19 protein-coding genes and 1 other RNA gene are annotated in these 17,598 nt (G+C 42.6%); 8 read left to right on the forward strand and 12 right to left on the reverse strand.

Annotated elements, in window-relative coordinates:
• Entirely contained in the window at nt 1-591 is a 591-nt protein-coding gene (locus FIU99_RS05205; RefSeq protein ID WP_006959230.1) for a TetR/AcrR family transcriptional regulator, read from the reverse strand.
• A gap of 192 nt (nt 592-783) precedes the next feature.
• On the opposite strand from FIU99_RS05205, the gene FIU99_RS05210 reads away from it, so the two are divergent.
• On the forward strand, nt 784-1,662 hold the full coding sequence (locus FIU99_RS05210; RefSeq protein ID WP_006959229.1) for a Tim44 domain-containing protein: 879 nt from the start codon (nt 784-786) through the stop codon (nt 1,660-1,662).
• Between the two features lie 103 nt (nt 1,663-1,765).
• Entirely contained in the window at nt 1,766-2,086 is a 321-nt protein-coding gene (locus FIU99_RS05215) for a DUF1244 domain-containing protein (RefSeq protein WP_006959228.1), read from the forward strand.
• 85 nt (nt 2,087-2,171) lie between these two features.
• Here FIU99_RS05215 and FIU99_RS05220 read toward each other — a convergent pair whose 3' ends face one another.
• Nucleotides 2,172-3,236 (reverse strand): PLP-dependent cysteine synthase family protein, encoded by a 1,065-nt coding sequence (locus tag FIU99_RS05220; RefSeq protein ID WP_006959227.1) that lies wholly within the window; start codon nt 3,234-3,236, stop codon nt 2,172-2,174.
• Between the two features lie 119 nt (nt 3,237-3,355).
• Here FIU99_RS05220 and FIU99_RS05225 point away from each other — a divergent pair, with 119 nt between their 5' ends.
• Both FIU99_RS05225 and FIU99_RS05230 read left to right on the forward strand, forming a co-directional pair.
• Nucleotides 3,356-3,823 carry an Lrp/AsnC family transcriptional regulator gene (locus tag FIU99_RS05225; RefSeq protein ID WP_006959226.1) on the forward strand — a complete coding sequence of 156 codons (468 nt, stop codon included), beginning with the start codon at nt 3,356-3,358 and terminating at the stop codon, nt 3,821-3,823.
• 141 nt (nt 3,824-3,964) lie between these two features.
• On the forward strand, nt 3,965-4,939 hold the full coding sequence (locus FIU99_RS05230) for a YHYH protein (RefSeq protein WP_006959225.1): 975 nt from the start codon (nt 3,965-3,967) through the stop codon (nt 4,937-4,939).
• Between the two features lie 56 nt (nt 4,940-4,995).
• On the opposite strand, the gene bla is transcribed toward FIU99_RS05230, so the two are convergent.
• Together bla and tesB are read right to left on the reverse strand one after the other, a co-directional pair.
• A complete protein-coding gene (gene bla, locus FIU99_RS05235) occupies nt 4,996-5,847 on the reverse strand; it encodes a class A beta-lactamase (protein WP_039951664.1) in 852 nt (283 codons plus the stop codon).
• Between the two features lie 117 nt (nt 5,848-5,964).
• Complete coding sequence (tesB, locus tag FIU99_RS05240; RefSeq protein ID WP_006959223.1) at nt 5,965-6,825, reverse strand: acyl-CoA thioesterase II; 861 nt, start codon at nt 6,823-6,825, stop codon at nt 5,965-5,967.
• A gap of 194 nt (nt 6,826-7,019) precedes the next feature.
• Here tesB and FIU99_RS05245 point away from each other — a divergent pair, with 194 nt between their 5' ends.
• Nucleotides 7,020-7,448 carry a YbaY family lipoprotein gene (locus tag FIU99_RS05245; RefSeq protein ID WP_006959222.1) on the forward strand — a complete coding sequence of 143 codons (429 nt, stop codon included), beginning with the start codon at nt 7,020-7,022 and terminating at the stop codon, nt 7,446-7,448.
• Between the two features lie 21 nt (nt 7,449-7,469).
• Here FIU99_RS05245 and FIU99_RS05250 read toward each other — a convergent pair whose 3' ends face one another.
• Nucleotides 7,470-7,772, reverse strand: a complete 303-nt coding sequence (locus tag FIU99_RS05250) for an MGMT family protein (RefSeq protein ID WP_006959221.1) — start codon at nt 7,770-7,772, stop codon at nt 7,470-7,472.
• Nucleotides 7,773-7,822: 50 nt separating this feature from the next.
• Here FIU99_RS05250 and FIU99_RS05255 point away from each other — a divergent pair, with 50 nt between their 5' ends.
• The 3 genes from FIU99_RS05255 to ffs all read left to right on the forward strand — a co-directional run bounded on the left by FIU99_RS05255 (nt 7,823) and on the right by ffs (nt 10,950).
• Nucleotides 7,823-8,563, forward strand: coding sequence for a hypothetical protein (locus FIU99_RS05255; RefSeq protein ID WP_006959220.1), 741 nt, complete (start codon nt 7,823-7,825; stop codon nt 8,561-8,563).
• Between the two features lie 238 nt (nt 8,564-8,801).
• A complete protein-coding gene (locus FIU99_RS05260; protein WP_152472392.1) occupies nt 8,802-10,733 on the forward strand; it encodes a GGDEF domain-containing protein in 1,932 nt (643 codons plus the stop codon).
• 120 nt (nt 10,734-10,853) lie between these two features.
• Nucleotides 10,854-10,950, forward strand: an RNA gene (gene ffs / locus FIU99_RS05265) — signal recognition particle sRNA small type.
• Between the two features lie 248 nt (nt 10,951-11,198).
• Here ffs and FIU99_RS05270 read toward each other — a convergent pair.
• The 7 genes from FIU99_RS05270 to FIU99_RS05300 form a co-directional block, all read right to left on the reverse strand.
• Nucleotides 11,199-12,065: a hypothetical protein gene (locus FIU99_RS05270; protein ID WP_152472078.1), complete on the reverse strand. Its 867-nt coding sequence runs from the start codon at nt 12,063-12,065 to the stop codon at nt 11,199-11,201.
• 8 nt (nt 12,066-12,073) lie between these two features.
• Nucleotides 12,074-12,994, reverse strand: a complete 921-nt coding sequence (locus FIU99_RS05275) for an AHH domain-containing protein (RefSeq protein ID WP_152472079.1) — start codon at nt 12,992-12,994, stop codon at nt 12,074-12,076.
• A 268-nt stretch (nt 12,995-13,262) separates the two neighbouring features.
• A complete protein-coding gene (locus tag FIU99_RS05280; protein ID WP_152472080.1) occupies nt 13,263-13,835 on the reverse strand; it encodes a DUF1629 domain-containing protein in 573 nt (190 codons plus the stop codon).
• Nucleotides 13,836-14,000: 165 nt separating this feature from the next.
• A complete protein-coding gene (locus tag FIU99_RS05285) occupies nt 14,001-14,492 on the reverse strand; it encodes a hypothetical protein (RefSeq protein ID WP_171346504.1) in 492 nt (163 codons plus the stop codon).
• Nucleotides 14,493-14,509: 17 nt separating this feature from the next.
• Entirely contained in the window at nt 14,510-15,076 is a 567-nt protein-coding gene (locus FIU99_RS05290) for a DUF1629 domain-containing protein (protein ID WP_095572169.1), read from the reverse strand.
• Between the two features lie 7 nt (nt 15,077-15,083).
• Nucleotides 15,084-15,836: an AHH domain-containing protein gene (locus tag FIU99_RS05295; protein WP_152472081.1), complete on the reverse strand. Its 753-nt coding sequence runs from the start codon at nt 15,834-15,836 to the stop codon at nt 15,084-15,086.
• A gap of 11 nt (nt 15,837-15,847) precedes the next feature.
• Nucleotides 15,848-17,359, reverse strand: a complete 1,512-nt coding sequence (locus FIU99_RS05300; RefSeq protein ID WP_095572167.1) for a PAAR-like domain-containing protein — start codon at nt 17,357-17,359, stop codon at nt 15,848-15,850.
• Nucleotides 17,360-17,598 lie beyond the last annotated feature (239 nt).

Consider the following 17,598-nt stretch of genomic DNA (forward strand, 5'->3'; position numbering starts at 1 on the left):
TTACCAGTTCGCGATATAGTGAGAGAGCAAGTTGTTGATGAGCTCTTTGCCGTCAACTGGCTCAGCTGCGAAGAATTTATCATCGACACTAAGTAGTGTAATTCCATGCACACCTGACCACAGAACGCGGCTTGCTTGCAACACTTCTTTCGATGAGCGATGAGGTGCAAGAACCTGCAGCAGCTGTTCAAGCATGCCAGTCATGTTGTCAATGCGTTCAGCTTGCCACTCAGGGAGAGTTTCGCCGTTCATGTTGTGCTCAAAAATCAGCTGCCAGCGATGTGGGTGGCGCTGAGCAAAATCATGATAGCAGTAGGCTAACTCGTAGAGCGCGGTTTTAGGATCTTGGCTCTGAGAGACGACGACCTTAGCTTCTTCAGCCAGTTCATCGAGAGTCTGGGCAACAGCATGGAGTAGCAGTAAGTTGTAATTGCCAAACACATTGACTAGGGTGCTCGGCACATAACCGATCATATTAGCGACTTTACGTAGGCTTAACTCGTGATAGGAGTTTTCGCTGAGGAAGTCTTTGACAGTGTCGAGAGTGAGAGCGATGAGCTCTTCACGCGTATGATCGTTTCTACGGGCCATGATAAATTTTCAAAAATGAACAACGTTCAATATTCTAATAAGGGTCTCGGCTAAGCGCAACTGGCGAAGCGCTAATTTGCAATACTTTGATACATGTATTCGACTTTGGCATATTTCATTCTCTAGATACAAAGGCTACTATTGCCCCATAAGTATAATTCTTACCTTATACAGGAAACCCTAAGGAAAAATATGAAACGACTTTTTTCCCTCGTTGCTTTGCTAATGGTATCTGTTGCTATTACTCCTATCGCAGAAGCGAAGAAGTTTGGTGGCGGTAAGTCATTTGGTAAGAGCTTTAAAACAGCTCCTGCACCAAAGCAGCAACAGCAAAACACAAACTCGATTGGTAAAGACCAAGGCGCAAAAACGCAAGGGTCTAGTAAAAAAGGCCTAATGGGCGGATTGCTTGGCGGTCTTTTAGCAGGCGGTCTTTTAGCAGCATTCTTCGGTGGCGCGTTTGAAGGAATCCAGTTCATGGATATCCTGATCATGGGCTTAGTGGCGTTTATCATCTTCAAATTGATGCGCGGTTTGCTTGGCTCGAAGCAGGGCAGTATGAATCAGCAAAGACAGCAGCCTGCGTTTGGTGGTTCTGCACCTAAGTTTGAGCAACCGAATGTTCATAACTTCGAGCAACAGCCTCAGTCTGGTAGCCAAGGTGGTTTTGGCTTTGGTGCGCAATCTGATATTCCACACAACTATCCACCGGGTTTTGATAAAGTGGCCTTTATTAATGGCTCTCGTGAGCATTACCGAACTCTTCAAGGCGCATGGAACCACAACCAGCTTGATACGATTGAAGAATATGTTTCTCCAAGTCTGTTTGAAGACCTGAAAGCTGAGCGTGCGAAACTGGAAGGTGAGCAACACACTGATGTTATGTACGTTGATGCAGAAATCGTTCGTGCAGACTATGACGCAAGTAAAGCTCAGCTTAGCTTACAGTTTAGCGGCCGCTACCGTGATGCTGTAGAGAATGTTGAAGAGAACATTGAAGACATCTGGCACCTTGAGCGTGACCTAACGGTACCTAACGCTCCATGGTTGATTGTTGGTATTCAAGGTTAAGCTCAATTTTGTAATAAACGCCCAAGCCAAGTGCTTGGGCGTTTTTGTATTGGGCCAAGACTTGATAAGATAATTCGATACAGAACAACAATAGGTAAGTAAAGTGGCTGAATTTAAATATAAAAACCTTTCTCAAGAAGAGCAGGACAAACTAGATGCTGCGGTATTTCGCCGTTTGCTCTCTCACCTTGATGAGAATAAAGACGTGCAGAACATTGATCTGATGATCCTTGCGGGGTTCTGCCGTAACTGTTTCAGTAAATGGTATAAAGCTGAAGCGGAAACTCAGGGCTTAGAGCTGGACATTGATGACGCTCGTGAGCGTGTTTATGGCATGACTTACGATGAGTGGAAGCAGAACCATCAGCCGAAAGCGACACCTGAGCAACTCGCGGCTTACGAAGCGCGCCAGAAAAAGAGCTAATCAGAGCCTGCGGCTTCTGGCTTAATATGAAAACGCCACTCAGATGAGTGGCGTTTGAGTTTCCAACTGACGTTGTTATTGTTATTTAGATTTGGCCAGTTGCTTCAAACGTCTCTAAATTCGTTAGGTAAGGTTGCAAATCGCCGATGTTTTGTTTTACCCAATCACTATTGTAGTAGGTGTCTAGGTAACGTTCACCACTATCACACAAAAGTGTCACGATAGAGCCTGTTTCACCACGTGCTTTCATTTCACTTGCTATCTGCAGTGCACCGTACAGGTTAGTCCCTGTTGATGCGCCTACTTTACGGCCAAGGATTTTTTCAAGCCAGTGCGCAGTGGCGACTGAAGCGGCATCTGGAATAGTGCGCATCTCGTCAATCACACCCGGAATGAAACTTGGCTCTACGCGAGGTCGACCAATACCTTCGATCTTACTTCCGCAGTTTCCTTTGAGTTCAGGGTTGCCTGTTTTGAAGAAATCATGGAAGACCGAGTTTTCTGGGTCAACGACGCAAAGTTTAGTCGAGTGTTGCTGATAGCGAATAAAACGGCCAATGGTCGCGGAAGTCCCCCCCGTGCCCGGGCTCATGACGACCCATTTAGGAATAGGGTTATCTTCAAGCTTCATCTGGCTGAAAATGGAATTGGCAATATTATTGTTTCCACGCCAGTCTGTCGCACGCTCGGCATAGGTGAACTGGTCCATATAATGGCCATTGAGCTCTTTCGCTAATCGATGTGATTCTGCGTAGATCTGATCTGAGCGATCAACCAAGTGTGCCTGACCACCATAAAACTCAATCTGCTCAATTTTCTTCTTCGCTGTGCACTTCGGCATGACAGCAATAAATGGTAATCCAAGTAGACGAGCAAAATACGCCTCAGAGACAGCGGTGCTACCCGATGACGACTCAATAATGGTGGTTTCAGGGCCAACCCAGCCATTACAAATCGCGTATAGGAAAAGTGAACGCGCTAGACGGTGCTTTAGAGAACCTGTTGGGTGTGTACTTTCATCTTTGAGGTAAATATCGATCCCTTCCACACTTGGTAAATCCAGTTTGATCAAGTGGGTGTCTGCGGAGCGTTGGAAATCAGCCTCAATTTTTCGAATCGCGTTATTAATCCAGTTGTGATCTGTACACATGGGTATCTCCTTAGCATCGTTATGCTAATAATCTATCTATATAATAGGAGAAATACTTTGCCTAATTGCCTTTAATTTGCTTTATTTGGAGAAAACTTTTCTATCATGAGACGGTGAGTATGGAACTGGATAAAGTGGACCGAAAAATCCTAGCGTTGTTACAACAAGATGGGACTTTGTCGCTCAATGATTTGGCAGAAGCGGTAAATCTGACGACAACACCATGCTGGAAGCGATTGAAAAAGCTGGAAGAATCAGGGGTGATTGAAAAACGCGTCGCTTTGCTCAACCCAGAAAAGCTCGACTTATCTTTTACTGCCTTTGTTTTGGTGAAAACCTGCGATCACTCCCATGAGTGGTATAGTCAGTTTGTATCTACAGCCTCGGATTTTCCTGAAGTAATGGAGTTCTATCGCATGGCCGGAGAATACGATTACATGATGAAAGTTCAGGTCAAAGATATGCAGTGCTTTGATAACTTTTATAAAAAGCTGGTTAATTCTGTCGTAGGGATATCCAATGTTACCTCAACCTTTGCGATGGAACCGCTCAAATACACAACAGCGTTGCCGATTGAAGAAACGTAAAGAAGTGTATAGACACGTAAAGTCTGGTAAATCAGATTTATAAATTTGGAGGGCTGGCTAATCTCACTAAAAATAATCATAAATAGAGTGAATGAAATGCCAGTCTCAAATCTAGTCTCATATTCCTCGACGGCGGCAATAATGTTGTTGCTGTTTGGTTGTAATAGTGGCGAGGAGGAAAACTCTGCCACGGGTTCCAGCTCTGACATCACAAATACCTATTTCACTAACCTTTCCGGTGATTGTCAGCAGTATTTAGGGAATTTCTTTTCTTCAGTTAACGATATTCAGCGGTCGCTACTGTTTACAGGACAAGTGGATATCTCCTCCAGTGGCACGAAGTGTATCGTGCAGTCGAATGCAATTCCCAATCATGACTTTAACGATGCTACTGCGTCATTTGCAACAAATGTGTCGGAGCAGAGTATTGGTTATGAATTCACAGCTTCTCCGAGTGCCGCCTCCAGTGTAACCGAGCTGAGTCTTGGCACATCAGAAGCGATTTTACTCAATGGCGTAAAAGTGGATTTGCTTGCTGCTGCTTGTTATGGCGTCGGAGATGAAAGAACAGGGTGTGGTCAGGACCAGATTAACAACCCTTGGCGTTACGATCCTATGTCTTCCTTGAATGGCTTCGGTACTGATACCCACAATGCCCATGTACAACCAACAGGCGAGTATCACTATCATGGTAATCCGGTGGCAATGTTTATTCAGGATTGTGCTGGTGGTGAAGCGTCGCCTGTTATTGGCTTTGCTGCCGATGGTTTCCCAGTATACGGAAGTTGTTTTACTGACAGTTCAACAGGTCAAGTAAGAAAGGCGCTTTCAAGCTATCAACTTAAATCGGGAGCTCGTGTTGATGAAGGAAGCTATACCGCACCAGTTGTGGGAGGTAATGTAGCCAGTAGCAATTACGATGGACAGTTTCGCGGGGATTGGGAATATACTGTCGGGTTGGGAGACCTTGATGAATGTAATGGTATGACGGTAGATGGGCAGTATGGCTACTATGTTACGGACACTTTTCCTTGGGTACTTAACTGTTTTAAAGGCACAACCGATTCGAGCTTTCGTGGTTACAGCGCCGAGCGCTCACACGGGCATTTCCATTAATAATGACTAGCAACTTTAAGTTAAAAAAGAAGCCATTTACGGCTTCTTTTGTGTGTTTACTTCACAGAAAACTGTTCAAACACCAGATTAGCAACTCGATTGATTACGCGGTTACGCTGCGCCATATCAAGCTGAGTTTGCGTCAGGTAGATACTGAGGATGACAGGTTTGCGCTGTGAGTTCCACACTAGTGCAGTTATACCTCTTGATCCTTGATTACCCGCTCCGGAGCGGTCGGCGATAGACCAGCTTTGAGGTAAAACGGAACGAATCAGAGGATCCGAGACCTTATTGTTTTTCATCCACGTCAGTAGTTGTTGTTGAGATTCCTGATTCAACCCGTCTTGTAGTAAGAGGGTGTTGAGTAACTCAACCATAGCACTAGGTGACGTGGTATCTCGCTTATCTCCAGGTGTGGCCTGATTGAGCTCTGGTTCAAATCGATCCAGTCGAGTGACCTTGTCGTCGAGACTGCGGACAAACTGTGTAACCTGCTCTGGCCCGCCAATTTGATGCAACACGATATTAGCTGCAGTGTTGTCGCTCATCAGCATAGTCGCTTCACATGCCTTTTGAACAGTGATCTCTTGACCAATCAACTTCTCAGTAATCGGGGACCAAGTCACCAGAACGCTTTTTTTGACCTTGGTTGTGGCATTTAAGTTAAGCTTTTTTTGTTCAGCCAAGTAGAGTGCATTGGCACACATGAGTGTTTTAAATGTGCTCATCATTGGAAAACGATCATCGCCGTGATATTGCCATTGTTTGTGATTTTGTGTGTCGAGTACAGCAACGCCCAAACGACCGCCAGATTGCTGCTCAATCAGAGCTATCTGCTTTGTTAGTGAGTCAGCAAGCACTTGTGTAGAGAAAAGAAACAGAATGAGAGTGAGGAGATTTTTTTTCATCGCGATAAGCTAAACATAATGCATATGCCAGCATCCTAATCTGATGAGATGCTCAGAGTAAACCTGAATTCTCTGAGCATACAGAAATTTTACATTGGGTGTCTTTTTGGGGATTGGTTACTTGGTAAACCTCATCACACCTTCCTGAACAGCAGAAGCCACCAGATGGCCCTGACGATTGTATATTTCGCCTCGAACTAAACCGCGAGTATTACTTGAGGTTGGGCTTTCAATAACGTAAAGCAGCCACTCGTCCATCTTAAAAGGTCGGTGGAACCATATGGAATGGTCGATAGTGGCGACTTGGAAATTAGGTGTCATCAGTGATACGCCGTGTGGGTGTAATGCTGTGACCAGAAAACCCCAGTCCGATGCGTAGCCCAGCAGATATTGATGAATCAGCTGGTTGTCCGGCATTTCTCCGTTGGCTTTAATCCACAGATATTGCTTTGGCTCTTCTTTATGTGGTTTCAGTGGGTTTACCACCGTTACAGGGCGAGTCTCGATTGGTTTCTCGCCACAGAATGCCACTTTAATTTTCTCTGGCAAAAAGTCCGCGATTCGTTCCGCCAGCTCTGACTCTGAGGCGTAATTCTCTGGGCCCGGAATGTCTGGCATGGTGTTTTGATGCTCAAATCCCGGTGCTTCGCCATGGTAGGAAGCGGTGAGATAGAAAATCGGTCGGCCATTTTGAATTGCTTTGACTCGGCGAGTGCTAAAACTTCTGCCATCACGTAGGTTTTCTACATCATAAACAATCGGCTTTTCTGGATCCCCAGGGTAAAGAAAATAGCTATGGAATGAGTGAACCGTTCGATCATCAGCCACTGTGTATCGAGCAGCAGAGAGCGCCTGACCAATCACTTGCCCACCGTAAACCTGAGGTAGGCCGAGATTCTCACTCTGGCCTCTGAAAAGCCCTTCTTCTAGCTTCTCCAGTTTCAATAATTCCAGAAGTTCGTTGAGTGGCTTGCTCATTCCTGTACCTTTAACAATTTAGTCAATATACGTCTATTTTAAGCACAAACTGATAAGTTAAACAGCTATTTGGCCGTTATGTGATAAAAATGACCAACGTGTTTAGGTGAGGGAGCATCACGCGGTTAGGAACATGACAAAGCGAACTCCACTGCATATAATCTTCCGGTATTCCATTGTTTATGTGAGGCTTTATGAAGAAAGCGTTGATGCTGTTTGTTTCCGCTATGTTGGGTATGGCATTGCTTGGTTGCCAGTCTCCGCAGAAAGTTGAAGGGGAAGTGGAAATGACAGCTGTATCAGGCACCGTCGCTTATCGACAATTCATTGCATTGCCTGACAGTGCGCTGGTAACCGTGACGCTGCAAGATATCTCACTCGCGGATGCGCCCGCTACAGTGATAGCAAAACACCGATTTGAAACGGGAGGTACTCAAGTACCTTTTAAGTTTGATTTAGCGTTTGATCCGAGAAAAATAAAACCGCATCACACTTACAGTGTCAGTGCGCGAATCGAAGTAGACGGTCAACTGCGTCTCATCAGTGATACCGTATATCCAGTGATCACCGATCAGAATCAGACCAGTCACGTTGATTTAGTTTTGGTTGGAGTCAGCCACTAGTATGCAATGTTAGATGGCAGCCTAAGGCTGCCATCGAAACTTTCTCAAGTTCACCTTTCCATCGTTGGTGACTTCAATATCTTCCGCTATCAGCAATTCCCTTTGTCTGACTAAATGCTCACCTTTTAGCGAAATTCTTCCCTGACTATTAATGACCCTAAACCAAGGGAGTTTTGAGTCTTTTGGCAGGTTACCTAAGGCTTTTCCGACATGGCGAGCATAGCCCGGATAACCAGCAAGTTTGGCGATTTCTCCGTAAGTGGTTACTTTTCCACATGGAATTTGGTGAATCACCGCAAAGATTTGCGCTAAAAACTGGTCCATAATGATTTTGTCCTAGTTCGATTTTTCCATGGAAGGGATAAGGAGAGGGCATGGTATTTTCTACATTTCAGTTCTTAGTGACAACCTTGTTGGCTGTTGTTTGTGCTCGGGCTATCAGTCTGAGTGACGGCGACATTCCTGTTTTGGCTTTGATCATTCCCGCTTTATGGATATTTCCGCAAGGTGGTGTTATTGGGCTTATTCTGATGGCCGCGCTAACGACCTATGGTTTGACGTTGCCTTATCAACCGATTGCACTTTCGATTAGCCAGTGGATATTATTCCCGCTGCTGATGGTGGTATTTTCCAGACGAAGCAGTTTAGGTGTCTTATTGACCGCTGCACTTATCGTGTTGACATTGCAGGTGGGAATTATGGTGACTCAGTCGGGAGGCAAACTCGGTGGAGATCCGATGATTACCGTTGTGCAGACTTTGTCGGTGATTGTGACATGGTGGGCTTCACGCCATTGGCAGTCTAACAACAAACATAGTTGGTGGGCATTGGGGCTGATTCTACCTTTGTGGATGGCTGACTTATCCTACGCGGCATTGGTTGCGCTATGTGTCACGGGAATATTTGCGTCCATGGAAAGCTTGTCTAAATTAGAGAGCTTCCGTTGGGGAAAGCTGCTGTGCTGGACGCTCCCTACGGTTGGATTTGCAGCGTTAGTGGTAACGCCAACGGTTGAGGTGCCAAACCCTGTTTTTGTCGTGTGGATTTGCTTGCTGGGTACCGCATGGATGACCGACTACATTTTGCGCAGCTCAGATGAGGAAGCAGATTTATAGTTAAAGAAGATAAGTTCATTTTAAAATATGCGCTTGGACAATTTTATTATCTATGCCAGAATTGCGCATATTTTAAACATTACTTATTGTGTGGTTGCACTATAACCACCTCCTAGTCGCACTGTCTTTTTGAACGTTCTCTATGCTAATAAAACGACGCTTCGGCTGGATAGCTGTATTGCTTTTCGCTATCTGGTTTCTGCCCGTCAAAGCCCAGACTCCCAATTATAAAGTTGCCATGGAAGCAGACGACGTAGTGACGCGCGTTCTGTTTGATGCCGTTGCGTCTAAATTTCAGCTTGATGTTCAATACGTTTATTACCCTAGCTTTGATGCGATCCTGGACTCAGTGAAAGCAGGGGAAAGTGACTTTGCGGCGAACGTGACTTACACGCCAGATAGAGCGCTCTACTTTGATTTCTCTAGCCCAACCAATATTGAGTATACCTACGTCTACAGCGCTACTAATGCGACATTAGATAAACTTCATACCGTCGGTGTACCGAAAGGCACTATATATGGCGAGCTGATCCGCAAGGCTTTTCCTGCGATAGCATTGGTTGAGTATTCTGGTCAGTCTGAAGCTCTACAGTTACTCAAACAAGGAACGGTGGATGGTGTGGTTGATGCTATCAATCAGCTCAAGCCTATGTTGCTTGCGGGGTATGATGCGCAGCTGCTCAATCACCAGCTTTCAATCAAGCCTGTTTCTATCGTTTCACTTAAAGGTGCCCACCACCAATTATTGAAAACGATCGAGCACTATGTACATAGCGCTGAAGTGCAAAAGCTTTTACGCGAATCTATCAACCAATATCAATTTGAGATTCGTCAGCAGGCACTACGACAAGCGGTACTCAATAGTGGTATCAACTTTAATCGTCCGCTAAGAGTTAAAATCGAAAATATCGGTCAATACGCCACGTACCTAAATGATGGTTCTATAGCGGGTATTACTGCAGATATTGTTCTTCAGGCATGCGACATCCTGATGTTGAACTGTAAGCTCGAAAGCACCGCGGATGAATCTTGGGAGAGCATGTATGGTGACTTGATAGCCAAACGTATTGATGTGCTTTCTCCAATTGCGATCTCTGAAGCTCGCAAAGACTTAGTCTACTATAGTGACCCGTATTATCAGCCTGAAGCCATATTAGTTAAGCGCGAAGGCTACAAAGATAATGTATACAGTAATGTCTCAGAGCTGATTGTTGAGCGTATCGGTGTCGTTAAAGATGATTTTTACGAAGAGCTGCTAAGGGGGCTACTTCCTAAGAAGACATTGCTAACGTATGACAGCAGTGAGTCGCAATTGAAGGCGCTTATGAATCATGAAGTCGACTACATTGCGATAAGCCGAGCGAACTTTAATACGCTATTGCGAGAGTCAAAAGATCTACTTCCTTTGACGGAAGACCTGTTGATAGGAGGGTATTACACCTCAGACATTGCGATAGGGTTTGCCAAAAATCAGGTGGGGGCGTCCTTAGCGCCCTTGTTCAGTCGCGCGTTGAAGATGATCGACACAGAACGAATCGTCAAACGCTATGACTATCGGCCAGACTGGAAAGCCACTCTTCAGGCGGAACAGAGCTTTTCACGCCAGAGTAGGGCGTTGTTTATGTTGGTGTTAGGTTTCTTAGCGATCGTGGCTATATACCTTCACAGCCAGTCAACCACAGATAATCTGACCCGATTGAAAAACCGACGCTCAATGCACCGACGTTTTCGTTCTGGTATCAATGCTCATTACACCTTGCTCTATCTGGATATCAACCGATTCAAGTTTATTAATGATACCTATGGACATGAAATTGGCGACCAAGTCTTAAAAGCCGTAGCGCGCCAAATCGAACTTTATTGGAAAGGAAACAGTTATAGGATTGGGGGGGACGAATTTATATTGATTGGTCAGCCTGAGGAAGTAACTCTAAATGCTCTGATTGATAAGTTATCTTCATTGCACTTTGTTTCCGAAGACCATCAAGTCTCCTTGGATGTGTCTGTTGCGATTGGCATATCATGCCCAAGAGACCGCTTTATGACGCTGCAAGAAGTGCTGAACGAGGCAGACCAAGCTATGTACGATCATAAACGAGAGAAGCATCGCTGTATAATAAGCCGTCAGTCTAATGAGCAAAATGTTGTCCATTTTAGTAAGGGTGGTTAACGACTAATCACTTGGCACAAAATCGAAGGTAATATTAAGAATTTCCCTTGAATTACCTGCGGTGATGGCTGATAATCCCCTCACTCCTTAGCCATGCTAAGGAAACAGAATCTATGGAGGCCCTGGTCCTCCCGCAACAATAGCTCGTGAACTCGGTCAGGTCCGGAAGGAAGCAGCCGCAGCGAGTGACTTGTGTGCCGGGATGTGGCTGGGGCTTCCACCCATTTAAAAGCCCGCAAAGTGATTTGCGGGCTTTTTGTATTCTATGTCTCGTCCTGAAATGTATTTAATTTGTTTTGAGCTTTTCTCGGGACCATAAATTCAAAAAAGGTGCACTCATCTTGAGTACACCTTATCGAAAGTGTTTAGTTAGATTGATTGGAGCGACATTTTACAGCTCGGGTCTATGAGGTTAAGTTGCCTAAACTCGCGGATAAAGCCTTAATTCATTTATATAGTAAACAACTAGATGTTGCTCTTTATCAAATTACTAAGGCTAGCTTCACCTTTTTCGTCCAAATGTTCGATAATCTCATCGATTGGGATTGTGTAGCCAGAGTTTTTAAGGGCTATAATAGCACTAACATGATCTGATTGCATTCTGCTCTCCGAGATTATGAAGCCCCAAGGGAAATTGTTTATCACTTCTTTATTTGGTTTGCTTTTTAAAGCATTTATTAACAGTAATGGTTGCTCAGAAAATAATAAACCTAGAAACGAACCGTAATCGCATAGCTCAAAATCTTCATCAAAGAGATAATTAATATCTATCCCTTGGTTCATTATCTTTTCGAGCGCTAGTTTTCCGTTTTCTTCAGAGTAATATTCATTGTATAGTATCCATGATGCGGATTCTGATAGTGATTGAGAACTGAATTTGAACCTGTCAATTAGTTTGTTGAATAATAAATACTCTTCTTTTTCACCAGAAAACATAGTTGACAAAAACTCATCATGATCTATTTTTCCACCTACGCTTAATATCTTATTAATAAATTCCGAATATGCATCGTAGCATAAATTGTGTATCTGGTTACTGTCGGATAAATATAGTGTCCCATCATTTTTTTGGGTGCTTATAATATCTAGTAGATTATTTTCAGAGTAATCTGAAGAAAAGTTATTGATTTTTGAATATGCTAGTCGATATATATCATAATCAGAAATAAAATTTTTACTTCGCAAGGATGTTATATAATTTATACCGTTGCCTTCACTTTCATAAAGCAACCTCAAATAATAACTTTTCTTTTTGCTAAATGAATCTAATATATGACTGTTATATTGTTTTTCGCACAAGCTGATTATATCTTCAAAAGTTAAAAGTTCCATACTACACCCTATATTCGATGCCCAATAGACTTGTGAAATTTTTTTATATAATACTTTTCATCTAATTCAGGGTGTTCACGGTGACATTCACAAGGTGCTAGTTGAGCGCTCTCATGACTTTCTGGTAGACGTTTTGCCGATTCTCGAATACTGATACTCTCAGCGCCTACTCCATAGCTAGATATTAACAACGTATTCATACAACCGTTGGCGTTTAAAGGCTTATAGTCTATTCCATTTTCGTGAAGTAGCCATTGAAATTTTCCTAGTTTGCGAAGTATTTTTTTTGATACTTTGTTGAGATCTTCAATAAATTCATTGTGGTTTAGATCTTTGGTGCATCTAAAATGTTTGTGTATTATAGGGATTACTAATTTAAATACTTTTGCATGATAAGCATGCATTTCTACGTTTGGTTTCCAAACTCTTTCTCCGTCAATTAGACTATTGGCAGCTCTATCTAGTTTTAGTTCTTCTTTTTTACTTATGTTGTAATCATCATGTCCTCCTTCATGCAACGGTATGCCTAAGTGACACGCAACTACTGTGCTATTAGGGAGAATGACTAAATTTTGTGGGCTATTAACGTTATATCCAATATCATTTTCGATCACATCCTCATAGTGGCTGCTTAGTGAAGACATAACTTCACATGTGATTAAGTGGTGGGGGGTAAGTAGTCTTTTCTTAGTGTGAGATGTTGCCAATCCAATAGTTGCCCAAGGGTGACGCTTTTCCCATTCTTTTTTTGCGTCTTTGGTAGAGCTAATATTAGAAAAAAGTTTTATGGAACAAATGGGAGCATCAAGGTTTTTCAGTCTTTGAAGGTCACCTCTGAACTTGCCTTGTTTTCCTTTTTTCTCAACCCATTGGAAATATTCTCTCCAAGCTTTTAAATCGCCTTTTGGCGCGCTTGCTGTAGTTGCCATTTAGATCACCTTATGCCCTACACATGTACCACTCTTGTTTGCGTATTTTTTCCCCGGAACCTGTTTTACCTTCCTGAAAATTCTACATTTAGAAGCTCAAGTTTTTTTCTCGTTAGATTTTGTCGTTTTAGTCCCACTTTGGGCACTTCCTTTTTTCCACTATGGTGAACTCTTGCAGGGAATACATCCTCTGCTTTCCCTAATATTGAAGCAAATAGGTGATCGAAGCTCTTCATCGCCTCTACAATTTTATCACCTCCACAATTCTCTAGTACTTTGGTACTTCTTGGTCACAGTCTAACTTGAACATTCTTAAGCCTTCAAATAGCGAGCTTTTTCTCGCAAGATCATAAATCTCTTCACAGAATATCGTCGCTGTTTCTGCACCTTTTACTCGGAACAATACTCTCTTATTGAATGGAGTATTAAGTAGTTTTTCCTCAGACAAATAGAGAACCATAATTAGTATTTTATTTCTTTTGGGGGATTTTCTAGTCCTTGATTTAGATTCATCAATGACATCTATGACATTATTCAAAGCCAATATATATCTGTTCTTAAGCACTCCATCCTGCAATTTAAGTTCTGCTGGATAGCATTCAATTCCAAAAGGATCAAAGCTCATAACTAGCTCAGCAAATTCCTTACTTACGCAAAGATCACCATTGTCTGCTATGCTTCCCACACCTTTTATTGAGCCATCAGTAGCCTCCCAAACAATAGGGTCTGCTGAACTTGTTGGTTCGTAATCTGCTTTACTGTAAAGAGGTTCTCTGTTGTCTACACATGTAAAACTTGTACTCGAAACTTGGTAATTTTCGCTAATAATCGAGAATTTCATAGTTTAATTTTATCGGTTTTAGACTGATTTGGAGGCCTTTCTTAAATCTTGTTATCAATTTAAAGGTGATGAGTTTGAAAGCTATATACTCGTTCTACCAAAGTAGTAATGTTTTCCAACATACGGCAGAAAAGGGCTCACCTACATAGTGCTCCCCTTTAGTCACTAAATATCTCTAACCCAAACGTCTTTGACATGTTTCTTAAGTAAATCGATCACACTTTGGTGGATGAAAATTAACCCAAAATCTTCTTCGAGTTTAAATATCAAACGTTCCTCTAGAGGTATGTTTTCAAGTCTAGAGAAATCAAAATCAGTCGAATTAACGTCTAACCAGTTAAGCTTACCATATTGTTTTTCTTTGTCCGTCAGTCGATAAGTTTGATGGATATATGGCATTCGATAATCTTCATAAACCTTTATTTGATCATCTGAAGGTTGGCTTGGGGAACAGTCAACACGAGCATCTAACCATTCAACGCCATGTTGTACTAGCTGCTCTACTTTTGAAGCAATATCGCTAATAATAAATAGCTTTGGTGAAAAGGTCATTTCCAGTAACAGATCTGGCTCTACTGGTACAATAGGTTTTGGGCTTTGTTGGAAGAAAAACTTGGCCATAGATTGTTTAGACAAAACTGTATATTCATTCATCACTATGTTTACCTATTCTACTATATTCTTGGTGTCTCTTCGGATGTATCAAATGAAAAAGCAACAATACTAGTATTTATCTTACCTTCTGCATCTAAACGGACAAGAGCGTCAAACAATTCTATTGAAAAGAATGTTTTCGTCATCCCAATCGGCTTAAATACATGCCTTTTGCTTTCTGGAAGTTTCCTGATTTTTTCATCAGACAAGTAAAAACGAGTAGTTACGTCCGTTACTTTTATGCTCCTATCAAAATCAACAACATCAACCAGATTATCCACAGCTACTATGTAACGTTCCGTTAACGCTCCATCTCCCGAACACGTCAATTTAGCTGGATAAAACTCCACACCATATGGGTCGAAACTCATTATTAGCTCTGCAATAGGCCTAGTTACATTGAAAGCCCCTCCTCTGATTAAATCTAATGCTTCCATATCGGAGATATCATCGTCTGTCCAAACTATCTCGTTGATACAAGAAGTAGGAGTAAAATCGTTGTCATCATAGAATGACGAACGAATATCAACGGAGGTAAAAAGTGATTCACCTTCGTTAAAGTCTTCATTTATGTATGCTATTTCCATATTAAACCTATAATTTACTGGCAACCTTTAGATAATTGAACATACCTTCTTTCTTATAAAAAAGATTACTCCATATATCCTCTATCTCCGGCAAATGCATATTTTTGTGCGTTCGCTCGTAACAATCTGCGCTTCTACAACCAGTCTCGCCTGGGGAAAAATCCTGTCCCGTGTTGTGAAGCAATATTGTAAATTCACTTAACATGTCACAAATTCTTTGTGAAAGATCATTTAACACTTTTCGATATTCGGAAGGTGGCAATTTGCAATGAAGTTTTTCTAAAGTCTCTAAGAGCTCTTGCTTAACAAACTTATGATACGCTTTGGAAGGATATGCTTTTAGCCTATTCTTGTCTTTATTCAGCATACTAGCCCTCTTATTTGGGTCTCCTCCATTTAACATCGAGCTAGGCTCTGTATTGGAGTATACTTCTTCGTCATTCTTAAGTTTCACTTTGCTTATTGTATTGTTACCTGTATGACCGCTAGAGTGCCACGGTAATCTATACTTGCATGCTACTTTCTTAGCAACGGATTTGTCACTGCTAGGTAGAATTACGATGTTCGCCAAATCGTTACAGCTATACTTTTTTTCCTCCATTTGATTGATGCGTTCTGTAGTAAGATTATCAAATAAGCTATGGCTAATTAAATGGTGTCCAGTTAATGGGCAGTCGCACTTGGTCCTCAATACGTGATTTTCTTTTTTCTCCGATTCGCCCCGTACTGTTCTAGATAGATCATTTTTTTTGTTACTCATTTCTACTCACTTTACTTTGCAGGCGGAATACAGCGCTTTTTGTGTTTTTCGTTAACAATTTTTCGTTTGCAAATTTTACAACGGATAGTCTTGGTTTTTTTCTCTTCATGGGTTTTATCGTGACTATTCCCTGACTGAGAAGTCTTACCAGTATCATGCTTCACCTTTGCTGGATAAGCTCTCTCACTTTTACCTAAGATTCGTGCAAAAAGTTGATCAAATTCGCCCATTGCTTCTTTCAGCTTATCTGGCACCATTTTATCAATCACTTTGACTTCATCGGCTAGCTTTAAGAAATACGCACCAAGCTCATCTGCCCCCATTCTATTCGCGTAAGAGGCTAGCTCTGTTGCTACTTCGATACATGGCTTTAGAACATCAGAGATAATATTGCTTGCTTGTTTGGCGTAGTCCATCCAATCCAGAGTTCTGAGGAACTTTTCTGGGTCTCCTTTCCCTAGACCTCGAAGTACCGCAAGTAAAGTGTCTTTAGATGTCCCTTTGCCACCTTTTAGCGCGACTTTACAGGTACCTTTAACCGCGCTGCCGAAGGTTGGGATACAGCCGATAAGGGTAAGAGAGAGTGCTAGCCAGTTTTCTGGCTTATCACGTTCAGCTTCATCAAGCAGTGTCATGACGTTAGCGGACAGATCTCGTACATCTGCTGCTTGGTCAACGACCGGAATCATAGTTAATGCTGTGTTGGCGATAATTTGTTCTACTGAGGCGTCATCATTGAAGTCCCCAAGGATAACTCCCCATATCCAGCTAGCTGCACCAGACATACGCTTCCAGGCATTTTCCCAAAAGCCCACTTCACCTTTTTTTGTTTTCTCTATAAGCAGTTGTGCATTAGCATTTGGATTAAAGTTGGGGTTGGTTTTTGTCGGAACATTAGGTGCGAAATCGCGAGAGTCTTCACCATATTCGATAACAAACTCCCCAGGTGCGACACCTCCTACTGATGCCTTACCTTTATCATCCAGTTTGCCTTCAAAAACGCCGCCTTTTTGATCGGTCAGCTTGTAGGTCGCACCTTGAACAGGGTCACCATCTGAATAAGATAGGAAGAGATCGACGGTATACGTTCCTTCAGCATCTTCGGTTACGGTGACAGAAGGATTTTGGGCACCGCCAAGACACATAGTGTTGGCTTTGTTCATTGTCATTTGGTCTGACAAACGACAAACACCTTTACCTTCCATTGAAACGGTTGGAGAGGCGGAGATGAACTCGGCTTCAGCTTCTATGGTTCCTGACGCGACACCTTTCTTATCGCCACCTGCGTCGCCGGTACTTGCCGCGAATTTACTGCCTTTAATCGCAATACTATTGCCGCCATCCATAGAGACGGTGGTCGTTCCATCTGCTAGATCAGCGGATTTTGCATTATTACCATATGGGATAGGTACAACGGCATTACCGACTGTGGTCAGACAAACGTCGGGCAATGTGGCATTGGCTTCACCGCCGGATCCCTTATGGACTACGCTAAGTCCATTCGCACAAACTGTTACACCCATGATGCACCTTGAGTTATTCAAACAAAGATAAGCAATGATATAAAAGAAAGTGCACATCAATCTAACTAAAAACATAGTTATAATGAATGGTTTACACTTCAAATTCACCAAAGTAATAGATCTTGGCTACATGTCTCACAAAATGGATGAAATTTTGTTGTTGCTCATCTCTTAGTGAAGTCGCTGAGCTGTGTCATTTCTACTTAAGACTCAATAGTTAATGCTCTATTCGGACATAG

This window comes from Vibrio sp. THAF64, from assembly GCF_009363455.1.
In the GTDB taxonomy this organism is placed as follows: domain Bacteria; phylum Pseudomonadota; class Gammaproteobacteria; order Enterobacterales; family Vibrionaceae; genus Vibrio; species Vibrio coralliilyticus.